Origin of the sequence: Burkholderia sp. LA-2-3-30-S1-D2, assembly GCF_001523915.2 — a bacterium.
GTDB lineage: Bacteria > Pseudomonadota > Gammaproteobacteria > Burkholderiales > Burkholderiaceae > Burkholderia > Burkholderia diffusa.
On record NZ_CP013384.1, the window covers coordinates 3,243,754 to 3,263,893 of the forward strand.

Genomic DNA, 20,140 nt, shown 5'->3' on the forward strand with positions numbered 1-20,140 from the left:
TTTGACTGGGACGACCATGTTTTCCGCTCTCCTGCACCCCCGCCTCGCGGACTGCCGCAGGCTCTACCTGCGCGACTACGAGGTGCACATCAACATCGGGGCCTTCGAACACGAGAAGCGCGGCGAGCAGCGCGTCGTCATCAACGTCGACCTGTTCGTGCCGCTCGCGCTGTCCACCCCCGTCGACGACCGGCTGCATGAAGTCGTCGACTACGACCTGATGAAGCAGAGCGTCGCGCAGTGCGTGGCGCGCGGCCACATCCACCTGCAGGAAACGCTGTGCGACGCGATCGCCGCGAACCTGCTGGCGCACGACGCCGTGCGCGCGGTACGCGTCTGTACCGAGAAACCGGACGCCTATCCGGACTGCGACGCCGTCGGTGTCGAAGTCTTTCGCATCAAGGACGAGGAGCGCGCATGAACGCCCCCCACATGAACGACACGGCGGCCGATGGCGCCGCCATCGAAGCCACCGCCGCCGACACCGGCCGCCGCGTGCTGACGCGCCGCGAGCAGAAGGAAGCGTACGAGAACAACAAGCTGTTCAAGCGGATCGTGCGCCAGGTCGGCCAGGCGATCGGCGACTACAACATGATCGAGCAGGGCGACAAGGTGATGGTGTGCCTGTCGGGCGGCAAGGACAGCTACGCGATGCTCGACGTGCTGCTGCGCCTGCGCGAGCGCGCGCCGATCGACTTCGACATCGTCGCGGTCAACCTCGACCAGAAGCAGCCGGGCTTCCCTGAACATGTGCTGCCCGAGTACCTGACGCAGGTCGGCGTGCCGTTCCACATCGAGAACCAGGACACCTACAGCATCGTCAAGCGGCTCGTGCCCGAAGGCAAGACGACCTGCTCGCTGTGCTCGCGGCTGCGCCGCGGGATCCTGTACCGCGTGGCCGGCGAGCTCGGCGCGACCAAGATCGCGCTCGGCCACCACCGCGACGACATCCTGCAGACGCTGCTGCTCAACATGTTCTACGGCGGCAAGCTGAAGGGAATGCCGCCGAAGCTGCAGTCGGACGACGGCAGGAACGTCGTGATCCGCCCGCTCGCATACGTGAAGGAAACCGATCTCGAGAAATACGCGGAGCTGCGCGAATTCCCGATCATCCCGTGCAACCTGTGCGGCAGCCAGCCGAACCTGAAGCGCGCGGAAATGAAGGCGCTGATCCGCGAATGGGACAAGCGCTTCCCGGGCCGCGTCGACAACATGTTCAGCGCGCTCGCGAACGTCGTGCCGTCGCACCTGATGGATACGACCCAGTTCCCGTTCGCGTCGCTGCGCGCGACCGGCGTTGCCGATCCGCAGGGCGACATCGCGTTCGACGAGGAGCCGTGCGCGTCCGGCGAAGAGACCGCCGCGCCGGGCGCCGCGAAACCGATCTCGATCGTCCAGTTCGACGACCTGTAAGCAGGGTCCGAACACCCGCCGGAACCGGGGCCGCAGCGTCGTTCCGGCGCTGTCGCCCCGCCGCGACAGGCCCGGAACGACGGGGGCCGCATGCTAAAATGGACGGCTTCGAACTCCTCTGACAAGCTGGCGCCATGAATATCGTGATTTTGGCGGCAGGCACCGGCAAGCGCATGCGTTCCGCGCTGCCGAAAGTGCTCCATCCCCTGGCCGGCAGGCCGCTCCTCTCCCACGTCATCGCCACCGCGCGCACGCTGCAGCCGTCGCGGCTCGTCGTCGTGGTCGGTCACGGCGCCGAGCAGGTCCAGGCCGCCGTCGCCGCGCCCGACGTCCAGTTCGCGGTGCAGGCCGAGCAGCTCGGCACCGGCCACGCGGTACGCCAGGCGCTGCCGCTGCTCGATCCCGCGCAACCGACGCTGGTGCTGTACGGCGACGTGCCGCTCACCCGCGCGTCGACGCTGCGGCGTCTCGTCGACGCCGCGCGCGAGGGCCGCTACGGGATTCTGACCGTCACGCTCGACGACCCGACCGGCTACGGCCGCATCGTGCGCGACGCGTCCGGCTTCGTCACGCGCATCGTCGAGCAGAAGGACGCGTCGCCCGAGCAGCTGAAGATCGCCGAGATCAACACCGGCATCATCGTCACGCCCACGGCCCAGCTGTCGATGTGGCTCGGCGCGCTGAAGAACGAGAACGCGCAGGGCGAGTACTACCTGACCGACGTCGTCGAGCTCGCGATCGAGGCCGGCTTCGAGATCGTCACGGCGCAGCCCGACGAGGAATGGGAAACGCTCGGCGTGAACAGCAAGGCGCAGCTCGCGGAGCTCGAGCGCATCCATCAGCGCAACGTCGCCGATGCGCTGCTCGTCGACGGCGTCACGCTCGCCGATCCGGCGCGGCTCGACGTGCGCGGCACGCTGCGCTGCGGCCGCGACGTGTCGATCGACGTGAACTGCGTGTTCGAAGGCAACGTGACGCTCGCCGACAACGTGACGATCGGCCCGAACTGCGTGATCCGCAACGCGTCGGTCGGCGCCGGCACGCGCATCGACGCGTTCACGCACATCGACGGCGCCGAGCTCGGCGCGAACACCGTGATCGGCCCGTACGCGCGGCTGCGCCCGGGCGCGCAGCTCGCGGACGAAGCGCACGTCGGCAACTTCGTCGAGGTGAAGAACGCGGTGATCGGCCACGGCTCGAAGGCGAACCACCTCACCTACATCGGCGACGCCGACATCGGCGCGCGCGTGAACATCGGCGCGGGCACGATCACCTGCAACTACGACGGCGCGAACAAGTTCCGCACCGTGATCGAGGACGACGTGTTCGTCGGCTCCGACACGCAGCTCGTCGCGCCGGTGCGCGTCGGCCGCGGTGTGACGATCGCGGCCGGCACGACGATCTGGAAGGACGTTGCCGACGGCCTGCTCGCATTGAACGAGAAGACCCAAACGACGAAGAGCGGCTACGTCCGCCCGGTCAAGAAGAAGAGCTGAACCTTTAGCGGGCGCCCGGACGGCGCCCGCGTCGACTTACAGGATGGACCATTCATGTGCGGCATTGTCGGCGCAGTTGCGCAGCGTAATATCGTTCCGGTGCTGATCGAAGGATTGCGGCGCCTCGAATACCGTGGCTATGACTCGTGCGGCGTCGCCGTGCTCGAGCCGGGCGCGCCCAAGCGCGCGCGCAGCGTCGCGCGCGTCGCCGATCTCGATGCGCAGGTGCAGGAATCGCATCTCGAAGGCACGACCGGCGTCGCGCACACGCGCTGGGCGACGCACGGCGCGCCCGTCACGAACAACGCGCATCCGATCTTCTCGTCGAACGCGCTCGCGCTGGTGCACAACGGCATCATCGAGAACTTCGAGCCGCTGCGCGAAGCGCTGCGCGCGAAGGGCTACGAGTTCGTGTCGCAGACCGACACCGAAGTCATCGCGCACCTCGTGCACAGCCTGTATCGCGGCGACCTGTTCGAGGCCGTGCGCGAAGCCGTGCAGCAGCTGCACGGCGCCTATGCGATCGCGGTGACGCACAAGGACCAGCCGCACACCGTCGTCGGCGCGCGCCAGGGTTCGCCGCTCGTCGTCGGCCACGGCGACGGCGAGAACTTCCTCGCGTCCGACGCACTCGCGCTGGCCGGCAGCACCGACCGCTTCACGTTCCTCGAGGAAGGCGACGTGTGCGAGCTGTCGCTCGACGGCGTGAAGATCGTCGATCGTCACGGCGCGCTCGCGCAGCGCGAGATCCGCGTCGTCAGCGCATACGGCGGCGCGGTCGAGCTGGGCCCGTATCGCCACTTCATGCAGAAGGAAATCTTCGAGCAGCCGCGCGCGATCGGCGACACGGTGCCGCAAACCGAAGCATTCGACGCGACGCTGTTCGGCGATGCGGCCCCCGCCGCGTTCGCGGAGATCGACAGCCTGCTGATCCTCGCGTGCGGCACGAGCTACTACTCGGGCCTCACCGCGAAGTACTGGCTCGAATCGATCGCGAAGATCCCGACCCAGGTCGAGATCGCGAGCGAATACCGCTACCGCGAATCGGTCCCGAACCCGCGCCAGCTCGTGCTGGTGATCTCGCAATCGGGCGAGACGGCCGACACGCTCGCCGCGCTCAAGCACGCGCAGTCGCTCGGCCACACGCATACGCTCGCGGTGTGCAACGTCGCGACGAGCGCGATGGTCCGCCTCACCGAGATGCAGTTCCTGACGCACGCGGGCACCGAGATCGGCGTTGCGTCGACCAAGGCGTTCACGACGCAGCTCGTCGCGCTGTTCGTGCTGGCCGCGACGCTCGGCAAGCTGCGCGGGCACGTCGACGCCGCGCAGGAAGCCGAATTCCTGAAGCAGTTGCGCCACCTGCCGGCCGCGCTGAACAGCGTGCTCGCGCTCGAGCCGCAGATCATCGCGTGGTCGGAGGAATTCGCGCGCAAGGAAAACGCGCTGTTCCTCGGCCGCGGGCTGCACTACCCGATCGCGCTCGAAGGCGCGCTGAAGCTGAAGGAAATCTCGTACATCCATGCCGAGGCGTATCCGGCCGGCGAACTGAAGCACGGGCCGCTCGCGCTCGTCACCGAAGCGATGCCGGTCGTCACGGTCGCGCCGAACGACACGCTGCTCGAGAAGCTGAAGTCGAACATGCAGGAAGTGCGCGCACGCGGTGGCGAGCTGTACGTGTTCGCGGATGCCGACACGCAGATCGTCAACGACGAAGGCCTGCACGTGATCCGGATGCCGGAACACTACGGGCAGCTGTCGCCGATCCTGCACGTCGTGCCGCTGCAACTGCTCGCATATCACACCGCATGCGCGCGCGGCACCGACGTCGACAAACCGCGCAACCTCGCGAAGTCGGTGACGGTGGAGTAAGCAATCGGCGCAGCGCGGTCCGGCGCGCCGACGAGACTGACGGAGAGACCATGGTAAGACTGTTTGGATGCGGATTGCTGGCGCTGACCTTCGCGTCGACGGGCTGGGCGGCCGAGCACTACGTCGAAGTCTGGAACCCGCCCGAGGCGCGGTTGCCGGCGGCGCGTACGCCGGCAGCGCGCCCAGGTGCCGACGTGCACGCCGGCCGCAAGACCGTGGAAAAGCACGCGAGCGTGCAGCCGAAGGCTGCGGTCAAGCCGCACAAGCGCCGCGTCGCACAAGCCGTGAAAAGCACGCCGCATCGACCGACCGCCGCGACGGTCGATGCGCCGGCCGCACCGCGCCCGGTCGCGCAGCCTACGCCGGGCCGGCTCACGGTGATGCAGCCGGCCATGCCCGACACGCCGCACGCACTCAAGTTCTCGGACATCCCGCGGCAATACACACCGGACGGCAACGTGCTGCGTGTCGGCACGAGCAGCCGCTCCGCGGAGGTGACGCGATAATGGAAGCGCAGACCTATCACGGCTACCAGATCTGGGGCCATTCGATCCTGCAGCAGGATGAAATCCTGCAGCCCGAACGCTTCGCGGCGAGCGGCACGATCACGCAGAACAATCGGCTCGTCGAAGCGTCGGGCGTGCTCGGCGTGTTCGATACCGAGGACGAAGCGCGCGAAGCGGGGCTCGAATGGGCCCGCGCATGGATCGACAACCATCGCTGAACGGGCCGCGCGGCTGCGCGCGAGCCGTCAACGCAAGAAAAAAAGGGGCGTCCATGACGCCCCTTTCTGCATTCGGCCCCGGCCCGCTCAGGCAACAGGCCGCGGCGGCGGCACCACCGTCCGGGGCCGGCCGACGAGCCGCGCCAGCACGACGATCGCGACCAGCGTGACGACGTACGCAACGATCTGGATCCCCGCCGGACGCGCGGTATAGCCGATCAGCGTATGCAGCGCCTTGCCGACGATGCTCGATTCCTTGAGCAGCCACGAGGTATCCCAGACCGCATCGCCCCACGACGGCACGAGGCCGGCGGCAAGCAGGAAGCCGACGCACTGGCTCGCCATCCCCGCCGCGAGCAGCACGATCAGCGCGTTGGTGACGGAGAAAAGGCGCTTGAGCGGAATCTGCAGCAGGCCCGCATACATCGCGTAGCCGAGCCCGGCGCCGCCCAGCACGCCGAGCAGCCCGCCGGCGATCATCTGCGGCGTCTGTCCCGGATCGCCCGCCGCGATGCCGTACAGGAACAGCACGGCCTCGGAGCCCTCGCGCAGCACCGCCACGCCGACGACGATCGCGAGCCCGGTCAGCGGCCGGCTGCCGGCTGCGACGGCCCGGCCGACCTCGCCCATGTGCAGCGCCATCTCGCGGCCGTGGCGGCTCATCCAGATGCAGTGCCACGCGAGCATCAGCGTCGCGACGAACATCACGCCGGCGTTGAAGACTTCCTGCCCCATGCCGGAGGCCCACTGCGAAATCACGTCGGCGAACGCGGCGATCAGGCCGGCACCGATCACGCCGCCGACGAGCCCGCCGCCGACCCACCAGCCGCGGCTCGGCACGCCCTTCGTCGCGGCCATCACGATCGACACCACCAGCGCGGCCTCGAGCACTTCACGAAAGACGATCAGGGCGGTAGACAGCATGGCGATATCCGCTTATTTGACGGTCAGGTGCGTCTTCGACTGCGCTTCATGATACTCGTCGTGGAACTCGTAGGTGCCGGCGTTCAGCGGCCCGACCAGGATCTCGACCGACTTGCCGGCCGGCACGACCTTCTCCGCCTTGAAATCGTCGCTTTCGAATTCCGCGGGCGTCGCATCGAGATTCTTCACGACGAACTTCACCTTCTTGCCGGCCGGAATCGTCACGCCGTCGGGCGAAAACTTGTGGTTCTTCAGGGTCAGGTTGACGACGTCGTCGGCAGCGAATGCGGACGTTGCCGATGCGCCCAGCAGGGCCAGTGCGAAACCGAAAGCGAAGCGATTCATACGGGTACCGAAATGAAATATCGAGGGGAATCGATAGTAAGATCGATTCGCATTTCCCTCTCCCAGTACCCTTACACGTGACAGGGACATCGGGCGTCAGTAATGCGACGCGCACCTTGTCGTGCAAGGCTCCGCGAGATTTCGCCGGCAATACGCGGCCGTCAATCGGGAAAAATTCGGACTGACGCACACGGGCAAATTGCGATTCGTCTGACATCAGCTTTACAAATTGCTTGTGCGGTGTCGAACGCGACGAATGGCTTGACCTTCCCACCATGGCAAGCTTCATGCTGGCGATGTTTGTGAATCGCCAATCAACCCAGGAGAACACGATGGAATTCGAAGTCCAGGACATGACCTGCGGCGGCTGCGCCAACGCCATCACGCGCGCCGTGACGGCAGCGGACCCCGCCGCGAAGCTCGACATCGACGTGGCCGCGAAGACGGTCAAGGTCGAATCGGCGCAAGGCGCCGAACGCGTGCAGTCGATCATCGAAGCCGCGGGCTTCCACCCGGCATTGCGCTCGGCCTGACGCGCGCGGGCGCGGCACCCCTCGGCACCGCGCCCGTACACCGGCCGCGTCAGCGCAGCCGGATCAGCGTCGACTTCAGCTCGGTGTATTTCTCGAGCGCGTGCAGCGACTTGTCGCGGCCGTTGCCCGACTGCTTGTAGCCGCCGAACGGGAAGTTCATGTCGCCGCCTTCGTCGTAGCAGTTCACCCACACCGTGCCCGCCCGCAGCCGGCGCGACACGTCGTGCGCGGTCGTCAGGTTCGACGTCCACACGGCCGCGGCCAGCCCGTATTCGGTGTCGTTCGCGATCCGCACCGCCTCGTCGACATCGTCGAACACGATCACCGACAGCACGGGGCCGAAGATCTCCTCGCGCGCGATCTTCGCATCGGGCTTTACCTCGAACACCGTCGGTTCCACGTAGAAGCCACCCGTCTCCTCCTTCACGCGCGCGCCGCCCGTGACGAGCGTGCCTTCCTTGCACCCGGCATCGATGTAGCCGAGCACGCGCTCGAGCTGGATCCCGTCGACGATCGCGCCCATCGATACCGACGGATCGAGCGGGTTGCCCGGCACGTACGCGCGCGCGGCCGCCACCAGCTTCTCGATGAACGCGTCCTTGATGTCGCGATGCACGAGCAGGCGCGAGCCGGCCGTGCACATCTCGCCCATGTTGTAGAAGATCGCCCCGGCCGCGGCCTGCGCGGCGCGCTCGAGGTCCGGACAATCCGGCAGCACGATGTTCGGCGACTTGCCGCCGAGCTCGAGCCACGCGCGCTTCAGGTTCGACTGCGCGGCGTACTGCATGATCAGCTTGCCGACCGCGGTGGAGCCGGTGAACGCGATGCAGTCGACATCGCGATGCAGCGCGAGCAGCTTGCCCGGTTCGCCCGCGCCCGGCACAACGTTGAACACGCCGGCCGGGATGCCGGCCTCGTATGCGAGCTGCGCGACGCGGATCGCGGTCAGCGGCGATTTCTCCGACGGCTTCAGCACGACGCTGTTGCCGGCCGCGAGCGCCGGGCCGAACTTCCATGCGGCCATCAGGATCGGGAAGTTCCACGGCACGACGGCCGCCACCACGCCGACCGGCTCGCGCGTGACGAGACCGACGAGATGATGGTCGGCCGGCGCGACTTCGCCGCCAACCTTGTCGATCGCTTCGGCGAACCACTCGACGCAATAAGCGGCGCCCGGCACGTCAACCGTCGTGGTGTCGCCGATCGGCTTGCCCGCATCGAGCGTCTCGAGCAGCGAAAGTTCGTCGAGATGCTCGCGCATCAGCGCGGCCCAGCGCAGCAGCACGGCCTTGCGCGCGCGCGGGTTCAGTCCGGCCCACACGCCGGCGTCGAACGCGCGGCGCGCGGCCGCGACGGCGGCGTTCACGTCGGGCTCTCCGCAATCGGCCACCTTCGCGAGCACGCGGCCGTCGATCGGGCTCACGCAGTCGAACGTCCTGCCGCCGTGCGCGTCGCGCGACGTGCCGTCGATGAATGCGCGCCCTTCAATCGTGAGCGACGCCGCCTTGTCCTGCCAGTCAGCCAAAGTCAACTTGTTCATCAGGATGCCTCAATTGTCGTGGCATTCGTGCTGCGGCATGCCGCGCAACGGCAAGACTGCCGGCGACGAATGCAGTGATGCGGGCTCAGAAGGTGGCCGGCGAATTCGCCGACACGACCTCGCAGAGCTGTTCCGCGCTGGGATTGCGAAAACGGTGCGGCAAACGGCTTTCGAAGTAGTAGCCGTCTCCGGGGTCGAGCAGCCAGGTCGCGCCGTCGACGGTGAGCTCGAGCCGACCCGACACGACCACGCCGCCCTCGTGCCCCGCGTGCACGAGCATCTCCGGCCCCGTATCGGCGAGCGGCTGGTAGATCTCGCGCATGATGCACATGTTGCGGTCCTTCACGCCCGCGCCGACGAGATGAAATGCGAGCGCGTCGTTGCCAAGGTTCGGCATCTCGTCGCGGCGCGATACGACCGAGCGCGATTCGACGAGTTCGAACGTGAAGAACTCCGCGAGACTCATCGGAATGCATTCGAGCAGTTTCTTCAGCGAGCCGACCGACGGGCTTACGCGCCCCTGTTCGATCAGCGAGATCGTGCCGTTGGTCACGCCGGCCCGCTTCGCGAGTTCGCGCTGCGACAGGCCATGCTTGTTGCGCACGAAACGCAGGCGCTCGGCGACTTCGGTGGACATCGATTCGGTTTCGGACACGATAGAAGTGCGGTGAAAAAGTGAAACGACGCGTGGAGCGGCGTTACGCAGCCGTTGAATATTCTAATCACTTTATGCCGCGCATCAGCGGGGAAAACCCTGAAAGGCGTTCGAAATAATGAACACCCAGCGGGTCATTCCATTTACGAATATTTTGTTCGGAGTGCCTCGGGAAAGCCCTGACACGAGACCGTCAAAAAACATTTGACGCCGTTTTTGGCTCGTATATGCTGGCTCTCAGGTCAGCGTCATTGGCCATTCATCGGCACCGAAAAACGTTATTGCAACGTAAAAATTGATGCCCATCGATGTAAATGACGCAGGACCGGCACCTCGATTATTTTAAACGCCTCGAGCGCCGAAACGATCAGGTGTTCAATACTTTCAACAAACCAGTCGAGTGTAATCGTGAGAGTCCGTGGCCCTCTGGTGAGGTGGGATCGAGGCGATGTGCGAAGTTTGCGCAGCGCTGTTCCCGCTTCCGATGGCAGTTGCGGCTGGCATAGTCCTCGCCTGCTGCATCTGTCGATCTACACCATCCTGTCCCGTCGTTCCGTTCGCCGTCACAACGCCGTTTCCGCACGCGCGTTCGTGGCCGTCGATACCGACGAAGTCGCATCGCTGCTGCCATAGCGCCTCTCCTCCTTTTCTCGTCGTTCGTTTCAACTGCCTGCTCGTCAGCCGCGTCGTCTGCGCGGTGACGGAACGCGTTCGCGCATCCATTGCCGCGTCGCGCAGCGCAACGAAACGAACGACGGCCTGACCGTCGCGCGCAGCGCGGATCGCCATGCGAACCCGTTGCGCCCATTCACCAGCGGCCTTGCGCATTTCGCCAGGCTGCGGGGCCGTGTCGCGCCTGCATTTCGCGATTTTCCCGCGTAACGCACGCCATGGCCCTACGGACAACTGATTGACGTCATGGAAAGGAAACCCCTCGTCGGCATCACCGCCGACTTCACGCAAATCGGCGCACATGCGTCGCACACGGTCGGCGACAAGTACGTCGCGGCGATCGTCGACGGCGCACACGCGCTCGCGATGGTGCTGCCCGCGCTCGGCGATCGCCAGTCGACCGACGACGTGCTCGCCACGGTCGACGGCCTGTTGTTTACCGGCAGCTATTCGAACGTCGAGCCGCACCTGTATGGCGGCGAGCCGAGCGAGCCCGGCACGAAGCACGATCCCGCGCGTGACGCGACGACGCTGCCGCTGCTGCGCGCGGCGATCGCCGCTGGCGTGCCCGTGCTGGCCGTGTGCCGCGGCTTCCAGGAGCTGAACGTCGTCTGCGGCGGCACGCTGCATCAGCGCGTGCACGAAGTGCCCGGCCTCGCGGATCACCGCGAGGACGACGACGCGCCGATGGACACGCAATACGGCCCCGCGCACGTCGTGCGCCTGACGCCCGGCGGCGTGCTGCACATGCTCGCCGGCGGCCGCGACGACGTGCACGTGAACTCGCTGCACAAACAGGGCGTCGCGCAGCTCGGTGCCGGCCTCGCCGTCGAAGCGGTCGCGCCGGACGGCCTGGTCGAGGCCGTCAGCGTCGTCGACGCACCGGCCTTCGCCCTCGCCGTGCAATGGCACCCGGAATGGCGGCATGCGCATGACCCGCTGTCGAGCGCGATCTTCCGCGCCTTCGGCGACGCATGCCGCGCCCGCCGGAACGCCCGCGAGCGCACCAGGGCCGCCGCCGCGCTCGCATGAGCGCGTCGAACAACCAACGAGAACGAACATGCAAGACATCGACGAATTTCTGAAGCAGTACCGGATCACCGAGATCGAAGCGATCATTCCCGACATGGCCGGCATCGCGCGCGGCAAGATCACGCCGCGCAACAAGTTCACGTCCGGCGAATCGATGCGCCTGCCGCAGGCCGTGATGGTGCAGACCGTCACCGGCGAGTATCCGGAAGACGGCTCGCTGACCGGCGTGACCGACCCCGACATGGTGTGCGTGCCCGACACGTCGACCATTCGCCTGATCCCGTGGGCGGTCGACCCGACCGCGCAAGTGATCCACGACTGCGTGCACTTCGACGGCTCGCCCGTCGAGATCTCGCCGCGCTACGTGCTGCGCCGCGTACTCGACCTGTACAAGGCGAAGGGCTGGAAGCCCGTCGTCGCGCCGGAGCTCGAGTTCTACCTGGTCGACATGAACAAGGACCCGGACCTGCCGCTGCGTCCGCCGGTCGGCCGCACGGGCCGCCCCGAGACGGGCCGCCAGTCGTATTCGATCGAGGCGGTCAACGAGTTCGACCCGCTGTTCGAGGACATCTACGAGTACTGCGAAGCACAGAACCTCGACATCGACACGCTGATCCACGAAGTCGGCGCCGCGCAGATGGAGATCAACTTCATGCACGGCGACGCGCTGTCGCTCGCCGACCAGGTGTTCCTGTTCAAGCGCACGGTGCGCGAGGCCGCGCTGCGTCACAACATGTACGCGACGTTCATGGCGAAGCCGATGGAAAACGAGCCGGGTTCGGCGATGCACGTGCACCAGAGCATCGTCGACGAGGAGACGGGCCAGAACCTGTTCACGTCGCGGGAAACCGGCGGCGCGACGTCGATGTTCTACAACTACCTCGCGGGGCTGCAGAAATACACGCCCGCCTTGATGCCGATCTTCGCGCCGTACATCAATTCGTACCGCCGGCTGTCGCGCTTCATGGCCGCGCCGATCAACGTGCAGTGGGGCTACGACAACCGCACGGTCGGCTTCCGCATCCCGCACTCGGGCCCGGCCGCGCGCCGCATCGAGAACCGGATCCCGGGCGTCGACTGCAACCCGTACCTCGCGCTCGCGGCGACGCTCGCGGCCGGCTATCTCGGCATGACGCAGCGTCTCGAACCGACCGAACCGCTCGTCAGCGACGGCTACGAACTGCCGTACCAGCTGCCGCGCAACCTCGAGGAAGGGCTCACGCTGATGGCCGCATGCGAGCCGCTCGGCGAGATTCTCGGCCACAAGTTCCTGAAGGCGTATTTCGCGCTGAAAGAAACCGAATACGAAGCGTTCTTCCGCGTGATCAGCTCGTGGGAACGCCGCCATCTGCTGCTGCACGTCTGAGCGTGCGCACGACGACTACGGAATCACGGAGGAAACATGACTTACCGCAATGAATCTGCCTGGATCCAGCCGGCCGCGCCGGCCGCCGCACCGCGCACGACGCAGGCACGCTCGACCGCCGAATACCGCGCGCTCGACGCCGCGCACCACATCCACCCGTTCTCGGACATGGGCGCGCTCAACCGCGCGGGCAGCCGCGTGATCGTGAAGGCCGACGGCGTCTATCTGTGGGACTCGGACGGCAACAAGGTCATCGACGGGATGGCCGGCCTCTGGTGCGTCAACGTCGGCTACGGCCGCAAGGAACTCGCCGACGCAGCGTATCGCCAGCTCCAGGAACTGCCGTTCTACAACACGTTCTTCAAGACGACGCACCCGCCGGTGATCGAGCTTTCCGCGATGCTCGCGGAAGTGACGCCCGCCGGTTTCAATCACTTCTTCTACTGCAACAGCGGCTCGGAAGGCAACGACACCGTGCTGCGCCTCGTGCATCAGTACTGGCGCGTGCAGGGCAAGGCGCAGAAGAAATACGTGATCTCGCGCAAGAACGGCTACCACGGCTCGACGATCGCGGGCGGCACGCTCGGCGGGATGGGCTACATGCACGAGCAGATGCCGTCGAAGGTCGAGCACATCGTGCACATCGACCAGCCGTACTTCTTCGGCGAAGCGCAGGCCGGCGAGACGCCCGAGGCATTCGGCCTCGCACGCGCGCAGCAGCTCGAGGCGAAGATCCTCGAACTCGGCGCGGAGAACGTCGCGGCGTTCATCGGCGAGCCGTTCCAGGGCGCGGGTGGCGTGATCTTCCCGCCGTCGACGTACTGGCCGGAAATCCAGCGGATCTGCCGCAAGTACGACATCCTGCTCGTCGCCGACGAAGTGATCGGCGGCTTCGGCCGCACCGGCGAATGGTTCGCGCATCAGCACTTCGGCTTCGAGCCGGACCTGATCACGATGGCCAAGGGCCTGACGTCGGGTTACGTGCCGATGGGCGCGGTGGGCATCCATGAACGCATCGCGCGCCCGATCATCGACAACGGCGAATTCAATCACGGCCTCACGTACTCGGGCCATCCGGTCGCGGCGGCGGTGGCGGTCGCGAACCTGAAGCTGCTGCGCGACGAAGGGATCGTCGAGCGCGTGAAGCACGACACTGGCCCTTACTTCCAGGCGCTGATGCGCGAGACCTTCGCGCGTCATCCGATCGTCGGCGAAGTGCACGGCCACGGGATGGTCGCGAGCCTGCAGCTCGCCGAGTCGCCGGCCGAACGCCGCCGCTTCGCGAACGGCGGCGACGTCGGCACGATCTGCCGGGACTTCTGCTTCAGCGGCAACCTGATCATGCGTGCGACCGGCGACCGGATGCTGCTGTCGCCACCGCTCGTGATCTCGCGTCAGGAAATCGATGAGCTCGTATCGAAGGCGAAGAAGGCCGTCGATGCGACCGCCCAGCAACTGGGCCTTTCGTAACGACTTTGCCTACAGGCGTGCGGCGGGTGCCGCACGCCGCCATAACCCAGGGGAATTCCACCATGCGTGCCTGCTTTCTTCGCCAAGCCTGTTCCGTCGCGGCCCTTGCCGCCGCGGCCGCGTTCACTTCGGTCGCCAGCCCGTCGGCGCACGCCGACGAACTGAACGTCTACAACTGGTCCGACTACATCGCACCCGACACGATTCCGAACTTCCAGAAACAGACGGGCATTCACGTCAAGTACGACAACTACGACAGCGACGACACGCTGCAGGCGAAGCTGCTCGCGGGCAGCTCGGGCTACGACATCGTCGTGCCGACCTCGAACTACATGGCCAAGCAGATCCAGGCCGGCGTGTATCAAAAGCTCGACAAATCGAAGATCCCGAACCTCGCGAATCTCGATCCGCTGCTGATGAAGATGATCTCGGATGCCGATCCGGGCAACCAGTACGGCGTGCCGTGGGCGTATGGCACCGACGGCATCGGCTACAACGTGCAGGCAGTGAAGAAGGCGCTCGGCGACAAGGCGCCGGTCGACAGCTGGGCGCTGGTGTTCGACCCGGCCAACATGGAAAAGCTGAAGGGCTGCGGCGTGTCGTTCCTCGACCAGGCCGTCGACGTGTTCGCAGCCACGCTGCAATACATGGGCAAGAACCCGAACAGCACGAACCCCGGCGACTACCAGGCTGCGTTCGAAGTCCTGAAGAAAGTCCGCCCGTACATCACCCAGTTCAACTCGTCCGGCTACATCAACGACCTCGCGAACAACGACGTATGCGTCGCGCTCGGCTGGTCAGGCGACATCGGTATCGCGCATCGCCGCTCGGCGGAGGCCAAGCGCGCGTATGACATCAAGTTCGCGAATCCGAAGGAAGGCGGGCTGCTGTGGTTCGACGTGATGGTTGTCCCGAAAGATGCGCCGCACCCCGAGGCCGCGATGAAGTGGATCAACTACGTGTCGGACGCGAAGGTCAACGCGGCGATCACCAACACGGTGTTCTACCCGACCGCGAACAAGGCCGCGCATCAGTTCGTGACGCCGTCCGTCGCGCAGGATCCGACCGTCTATCCGCCCGAAGACGTCCTGAAGAAGATGGTGCTGATGAAGCCGATGCCGGCCGACATCCTGCGCCTCGAGAACCGTCTGTGGGCGCAACTGAAAACCGGCCACTGATCGCCATGCATCACGGCAGCGCAGGCATCGCTCCACGCCTGCGCGCCTGAGATACGCGGACCGCCGTCCGCCTGCGCGCGCCGCGCGCCCTGTTCCATCCGGCACGAGCCGTTGTCCGCGAGTCGCGTTGCGCGTCTCGCGCGGGGACGCTCACGCCTGCAATCCGTGAAGAACGAATGGTGACTCCCATGCAATCGATACCCTCTTCCGCTGCTGCACGCCAGACCCAACCGGCCGCCCTGGCCCGCTCGAAGAACGACACGTTCGTGCGCATCGAAAACGTCGTGAAGAAATTCGGCGACAGCACGGCCGTCGACAACGTAAATCTGACGATCGCGAAAAACGAATTGTTCGCACTGCTCGGCAGCTCGGGCTGCGGCAAGTCGACGCTGCTGCGCATGCTCGCCGGGCTGGAAACGGCCACCTCCGGCAAGATCTTCGTCGACGGCGAGGACCTCGCGTCGCTGCCGCCGTACCGCCGGCCGGTGAACATGATGTTCCAGTCGTACGCGCTCTTTCCGCACATGTCGGTCGAGTCGAACGTCGCGTTCGGCCTGAAGCAGGAAGGTACGCCGAAGAACGAAATCAAGGAACGCGTGGCCGACGCGCTTGCGCTCGTGCAGATGAGCAAGTACGCGAAGCGCAAGCCGCATCAACTGTCGGGCGGCCAGCAGCAGCGCGTCGCGCTCGCCCGCTCGCTGGTCAAGCGCCCGAAGCTGCTGCTGCTCGACGAGCCGATGTCCGCGCTCGACAAGAAGATCCGCCAGAAGACCCAGCTCGAACTGGTGAACATCATCGAGAAGGTCGACGTGACCTGCGTGATGGTCACGCACGACCAGGAAGAAGCGATGACGATGGCGAGCCGCCTCGCGGTGATGAGCGAAGGCAAGATCGTGCAGATCGGCTCGCCCGGCGAAGTGTACGAATTCCCGAACAGCCGTTTCTCGGCCGAATTCATCGGCTCGACCAATCTGTTCGAGGGGCACGTGGTCGAGGACGAACCCGATCACATCTTCGTCGAAAGCGACGACCTCGAAGCGCGGATGTACGTGAGCCACGGCGTGACCGGCCCGCTCGGCATGCCGGTCGGCATCTCGGTGCGCCCGGAACGCGTGCACGTGTCCCGCGAAAAGCCCGGCTCGCATCACAACTGGGCGCGCGGCGTCGTGACCGACATCGCGTACATGGGCGCGTACTCGCTGTACCACGTGCGCCTGCCGAGCGGCAAGACGGTGGTGTCGAACCTGTCGAGCTCGCACCTGATGCACGACAGCGCGCCGGCGTGGAACGACGACGTGTTCCTGTCGTGGTCGCCGGCCAGCGGCGTCGTGCTGACGCAATGAGGGCGACATGATGAGAACTTCCGCTTCCACTCCTTCCGCGCCGGTGCCGACCGGTGCGACCGCTACGACTCAGGTCGCCAAACGCCGCAGCCGCTTCGCCGCGCTGTCGCGCTTCCTGCCGTCGGGCCGCGGCATCGCGATCGGCGTGCCGTTCGTGTGGCTCACGATCTTCTTCGCGCTGCCGTTCGTGCTGGTGTTCAAGATCAGCTTCGCCGACCAGGTGATGGGGATCCCGCCGTACACGTCGCTCGTCGAGATCAAGGACGGCGTCGTGCACTTCGCGCTGCAGCTGTCGCACTACGCGTTCCTGCTGCAGGACGACCTGTACATCGCGACCTACCTCAGCTCGCTGAAGATGGCCGCCGTATCGACGCTGCTGTGCCTGCTGATCGGTTACCCGATGGCGTACTACATCGCGCGCTCGGAACCGGCCCGGCGCAACGTGCTGATGATGGCCGTGATGCTGCCGTTCTGGACGTCGTTCCTGATTCGCGTGTACGCATGGATCGGCATCCTGAAGGATGACGGCCTCCTGAACCACACGCTGATCGCACTGGGCATCATCCACACGCCGCTGCGCCTCTATCACAGCGATGCGGGCGTCTACATCGGGATGGTCTATTCGTACCTTCCGTTCATGGTGATGCCGCTGTATGCGCACCTCGTGAAGATGGATCTGACGCTGCTCGAGGCCGCGTACGACCTTGGCGCCAGACCGTGGGTCGCGTTCACGCGCATCACGCTGCCGCTGTCGAAGAACGGGATCATCGCCGGCAGCCTGCTGGTGTTCATTCCGGCGGTCGGCGAGTACGTGATTCCGGAGCTGCTCGGCGGCGCCGACACGCTGATGATCGGCCGCGTGATGTGGGACGAGTTCTTCAACAACATGGACTGGCCGATGGCGTCCGCGGTGACGGTCGCGATGGTGCTGCTGTTGCTGGTGCCGATGGCGCTGTTCCAGTACTACCAGGTCAAGGAACTGGAGGAAGCGAAATGATCAAGCCGAGCAAACCGCTGTCGACAGGCGTCCTCGCCTTCGGCTTTCTGTTCCTGTACATCCCGATCATCAGCCTGGTCGTGTACTCGTTCAACGAGTCGAAGCTGGTGACGGTGTGGTCGGGCTTCTCGCTGAAGTGGTACGCGGCGCTGTGGCAGGACGACGAGCTGCTCACGGCCGCGTGGCTGTCGCTGAAGATCGGTCTCCTGACGGCCACCGCGTCGGTCGTGATCGGCACGTGGGCGGGCTTCGTGCTCGCGCGCTTCGGCCGCTTCAAGGGCTTCACGCTGTACACGGGGATGATCAACGCGCCGCTCGTGATTCCCGAGGTGATCCAGGGCATCTCGCTGCTGCTGCTTTTCGTGGCGCTGGAGCAGATGTTCGGCTGGCCGAAAGGGCGCGGGATGGTGACGATCTGGATCGGCCACGTGATGCTCTGCGTGTCGTACGTGGCGATCATCGTGCAGTCGCGCGTGAAGGAGATGAACAAGTCGCTGGAGGAAGCGGCGCTCGATCTGGGCGCGACGCCGCTGAAGGTGTTCTTCGTGGTGACGCTGCCGCTGATCTCGCAGGCGCTGCTGTCGGGCTGGCTGCTGTCGTTCACGCTGTCGATCGACGACCTGGTGCTGTCGGCGTTCCTGTCCGGGCCCGGCTCGACGACGCTGCCGCTGGTGGTGTTCTCGCGTGTGCGTCTTGGCCTGAACCCTGAAATGAATGCACTCGCGACGCTGTTCATCACCGCAGTGACGATCGGCGTGATCGTCGTGAACCAGATGATGATCGCGCGCGAGCGACGCCGCGTGGCCGACATGAAGGCGGCGTTCGCGGCGGCCTGACTTCCCTCTTCCCGTTCCATCGATAACAAGACCTGCGCGCCGCGTGATGCGGCGCGCAAACCGATCACACATTGACAGGCCCACGACAAGGAGAATCCGCAATGAAGAAGAAACTGATCTGCCTGCTGGTGGCCGGCGCGTTGCCGGGCATCGCGCTGGCCGACTCGACCTCTGCCGAAATCAAGGCACTGCAGGCGCAGGTCGCCGCGCTGCAGAAGCAGATGAAGGCCATGCAGGCGCAGCTCGCCGCGAAACCGGGCGGCGCGCCGGTCGCGCAGGCCGGCGCGACGGCCTCGGCCAAGCCGGCGATGGTGGCCGCCGATCCGTCCTCGCCGGACTACGGCCGTGCCCAGGCCACGCTGACCAACGACGAAGTCAGCGAAATGAAGCAGCAGATCGCGAACCAGCAGCTGAAGGTCGACTCGCTGACGGACGCGGCCAACACCGGGCCGCTCGCGGGCCTGTCGGTCACGGGCTACATCGACCCGACCTACATCTACAACCGCGCGGCCGGCACGTCGTCGTTCCTGTTCGCGAACCACGAGAACGCGTACAACTACTTCAACAGCACGTTCGGCGATCTCTACCTCGACATCAAGAAGACCTTCGGCGTCGGCCCGATGGCGCCGTCGGCGGAGATCACGCTGATGCCGAATCGCGGCAACGGCATCACGCTGCTGCAGAACTCGCGCGGCTCGATCACCGACAACCTGCTGAACACGGCGGTCGTCAACGTGCCGATCACCGCGTCGACGACGCTCGTCGCCGGTTTGATCCCGAGCTTCGGCGGCTACGAGGTGCAGCAGTCGAACCAGATGCTCACGCTCACGCACAACCTGCTGTACGATTTCTCGGATCCGGGCAGCTACGTCGGCGTCGGCGCGAACTACACGAAGGGCAACTGGGCGTGGAAGTTCTTCCTCGGCAACGAGCAGTACCGCACGTACGGCTCGGTCACGCAGACGGGCACCAATGCGCTCGGCGACCCGATCAGCACGAGCAACAAGGTGCCGACCTTCACCGCGCGCGCGGACTACACGTGGTCGAGCGCGCTCGATATCGGTGGGTCGTTCAACATCGGGCGGCAGACGCTGGCGAGCGCGATCGATGCGAACGGCGTCGTCCACTACGGCCCGGGCGGTGCGGCACCGAGCGCCTATGGTTCGTTCTTCTTCGGCGAACTCGATGCGACCTACACGCTCGCCGATATTCAGTACAACGCAGAAGTCGACTACGGCCGGCAGCAGCATGCGGCGTTCAACGGCGGGCTCGCGCAGTGGTACGGTCTGTCGCTGCTCGCGCACCGCAAGTTCAACGCGCCGGTGGTCGGTCGCATGGGCGTGACGCTGCGCTACGACCTGCTCGCCAACACGAAGAACGGCGGCGGCGGTGGCGGCATCGCGCTGAACGGCAACGGGATGGATCCGAACAACGGCTTCGGCGTCGACGCGGACTGCTTCGCGATGTCGCAGGCCGGCGGCGGCCTGGGCTTCGAGTGCAAGGGCGCGGTGCGCCAGGACGTCGCGCTCGACCTGCTGTTCTATCCGACCCAGCAGATCACCGTGAAGGTCGAATACCGGCACGACTGGGCGAACAACAAGGTGTTCCTGCGCAACGACGGCTCGTACGGCAAGTCCAACGACCTGCTCGCGACGCAGTTCATCTATTCGTTCTGATGCTGGCCGCGCGCGACGCCGTGCCGCGTGCATGGCGTCCCGCATCGTTTCACCCGGCCGGATCGCGG

General features: G+C 65.9%; 20 protein-coding genes. 16 read left to right on the forward strand and 4 right to left on the reverse strand.

From position 1 onward, the window contains the following. Window positions 1–16 precede the first annotated feature (16 nt). The 6 genes from WS66_RS28045 (at window position 17) to WS66_RS28070 (ending at window position 5,505) form a co-directional block, all read left to right on the forward strand. Window positions 17–421 (forward strand): dihydroneopterin aldolase, encoded by a 405-nt coding sequence (locus tag WS66_RS28045; protein WP_059450683.1) that lies wholly within the window; start codon window positions 17–19, stop codon window positions 419–421. Further along, on the forward strand, window positions 418–1,413 hold the full coding sequence (gene ttcA, locus WS66_RS28050; protein ID WP_059605714.1) for a tRNA 2-thiocytidine(32) synthetase TtcA: 996 nt from the start codon (window positions 418–420) through the stop codon (window positions 1,411–1,413). The genes WS66_RS28045 and ttcA overlap by 4 nt, the downstream gene beginning before the upstream one ends. Before the next feature lie 134 nt (window positions 1,414–1,547). Then, window positions 1,548–2,909, forward strand: coding sequence for a bifunctional UDP-N-acetylglucosamine diphosphorylase/glucosamine-1-phosphate N-acetyltransferase GlmU (glmU, locus tag WS66_RS28055; protein WP_059605717.1), 1,362 nt, complete (start codon window positions 1,548–1,550; stop codon window positions 2,907–2,909). Between the two features lie 54 nt (window positions 2,910–2,963). After that, window positions 2,964–4,781, forward strand: coding sequence for a glutamine--fructose-6-phosphate transaminase (isomerizing) (gene glmS / locus WS66_RS28060; RefSeq protein ID WP_059605721.1), 1,818 nt, complete (start codon window positions 2,964–2,966; stop codon window positions 4,779–4,781). Window positions 4,782–4,831: 50 nt separating this feature from the next. Next, the gene (locus WS66_RS28065) at window positions 4,832–5,287 is read left to right on the forward strand and encodes a hypothetical protein (RefSeq protein ID WP_059605724.1); all 456 of its coding nucleotides are present in this window, start codon (window positions 4,832–4,834) and stop codon (window positions 5,285–5,287) included. Then, the gene (locus WS66_RS28070; RefSeq protein WP_059450688.1) at window positions 5,287–5,505 is read left to right on the forward strand and encodes a hypothetical protein; all 219 of its coding nucleotides are present in this window, start codon (window positions 5,287–5,289) and stop codon (window positions 5,503–5,505) included. The genes WS66_RS28065 and WS66_RS28070 overlap by 1 nt, the downstream gene beginning before the upstream one ends. 87 nt (window positions 5,506–5,592) lie before the next feature. Here the strand turns inward: WS66_RS28070 and WS66_RS28075 are convergent, their stop codons facing one another. Together WS66_RS28075 and WS66_RS28080 are read right to left on the reverse strand one after the other, a co-directional pair. After that, on the reverse strand, window positions 5,593–6,429 hold the full coding sequence (locus WS66_RS28075) for an FTR1 family iron permease (RefSeq protein WP_059605727.1): 837 nt from the start codon (window positions 6,427–6,429) through the stop codon (window positions 5,593–5,595). Between the two features lie 12 nt (window positions 6,430–6,441). Next, the gene (locus WS66_RS28080; RefSeq protein WP_059605730.1) at window positions 6,442–6,774 is read right to left on the reverse strand and encodes a cupredoxin domain-containing protein; all 333 of its coding nucleotides are present in this window, start codon (window positions 6,772–6,774) and stop codon (window positions 6,442–6,444) included. 332 nt (window positions 6,775–7,106) lie between these two features. Between WS66_RS28080 and WS66_RS28090 the strand changes: the two genes are divergently transcribed. Continuing rightward, window positions 7,107–7,307: a heavy-metal-associated domain-containing protein gene (locus WS66_RS28090; RefSeq protein WP_006754615.1), complete on the forward strand. Its 201-nt coding sequence runs from the start codon at window positions 7,107–7,109 to the stop codon at window positions 7,305–7,307. Window positions 7,308–7,356: 49 nt separating this feature from the next. On the opposite strand, the gene WS66_RS28095 is transcribed toward WS66_RS28090, so the two are convergent. Together WS66_RS28095 and WS66_RS28100 are read right to left on the reverse strand one after the other, a co-directional pair. Then, window positions 7,357–8,847 (reverse strand): aldehyde dehydrogenase, encoded by a 1,491-nt coding sequence (locus WS66_RS28095; protein WP_059605733.1) that lies wholly within the window; start codon window positions 8,845–8,847, stop codon window positions 7,357–7,359. 85 nt (window positions 8,848–8,932) lie between these two features. Further along, the gene (locus tag WS66_RS28100; RefSeq protein WP_014895828.1) at window positions 8,933–9,484 is read right to left on the reverse strand and encodes a cupin domain-containing protein; all 552 of its coding nucleotides are present in this window, start codon (window positions 9,482–9,484) and stop codon (window positions 8,933–8,935) included. Between the two features lie 468 nt (window positions 9,485–9,952). Between WS66_RS28100 and WS66_RS34505 the strand changes: the two genes are divergently transcribed. The 9 genes from WS66_RS34505 (at window position 9,953) to WS66_RS28145 (ending at window position 20,072) form a co-directional block, all read left to right on the forward strand. Continuing rightward, window positions 9,953–10,135, forward strand: coding sequence for a hypothetical protein (locus WS66_RS34505; protein WP_006488040.1), 183 nt, complete (start codon window positions 9,953–9,955; stop codon window positions 10,133–10,135). Between the two features lie 285 nt (window positions 10,136–10,420). Continuing rightward, on the forward strand, window positions 10,421–11,206 hold the full coding sequence (locus tag WS66_RS28110) for a gamma-glutamyl-gamma-aminobutyrate hydrolase family protein (protein WP_059605735.1): 786 nt from the start codon (window positions 10,421–10,423) through the stop codon (window positions 11,204–11,206). 28 nt (window positions 11,207–11,234) lie between these two features. Next, window positions 11,235–12,572 (forward strand): glutamine synthetase family protein, encoded by a 1,338-nt coding sequence (locus WS66_RS28115; protein WP_059605738.1) that lies wholly within the window; start codon window positions 11,235–11,237, stop codon window positions 12,570–12,572. A 36-nt stretch (window positions 12,573–12,608) separates the two neighbouring features. After that, the gene (locus WS66_RS28120) at window positions 12,609–14,042 is read left to right on the forward strand and encodes an aspartate aminotransferase family protein (RefSeq protein WP_108064737.1); all 1,434 of its coding nucleotides are present in this window, start codon (window positions 12,609–12,611) and stop codon (window positions 14,040–14,042) included. A gap of 62 nt (window positions 14,043–14,104) precedes the next feature. Beyond that, entirely contained in the window at window positions 14,105–15,220 is a 1,116-nt protein-coding gene (locus WS66_RS28125; protein ID WP_059607328.1) for a polyamine ABC transporter substrate-binding protein, read from the forward strand. 188 nt (window positions 15,221–15,408) lie between these two features. Further along, entirely contained in the window at window positions 15,409–16,563 is a 1,155-nt protein-coding gene (locus tag WS66_RS28130) for an ABC transporter ATP-binding protein (RefSeq protein ID WP_059607330.1), read from the forward strand. A gap of 10 nt (window positions 16,564–16,573) precedes the next feature. After that, on the forward strand, window positions 16,574–17,560 hold the full coding sequence (locus tag WS66_RS28135) for an ABC transporter permease subunit (protein ID WP_059607540.1): 987 nt from the start codon (window positions 16,574–16,576) through the stop codon (window positions 17,558–17,560). Beyond that, window positions 17,557–18,396, forward strand: a complete 840-nt coding sequence (locus WS66_RS28140; RefSeq protein ID WP_044847895.1) for an ABC transporter permease subunit — start codon at window positions 17,557–17,559, stop codon at window positions 18,394–18,396. The genes WS66_RS28135 and WS66_RS28140 overlap by 4 nt, the downstream gene beginning before the upstream one ends. Window positions 18,397–18,497: 101 nt before the next feature. Then, window positions 18,498–20,072: a DUF3138 family protein gene (locus tag WS66_RS28145; protein WP_059607332.1), complete on the forward strand. Its 1,575-nt coding sequence runs from the start codon at window positions 18,498–18,500 to the stop codon at window positions 20,070–20,072. The last annotated feature ends 68 nt before the right edge of the window (window positions 20,073–20,140 follow it).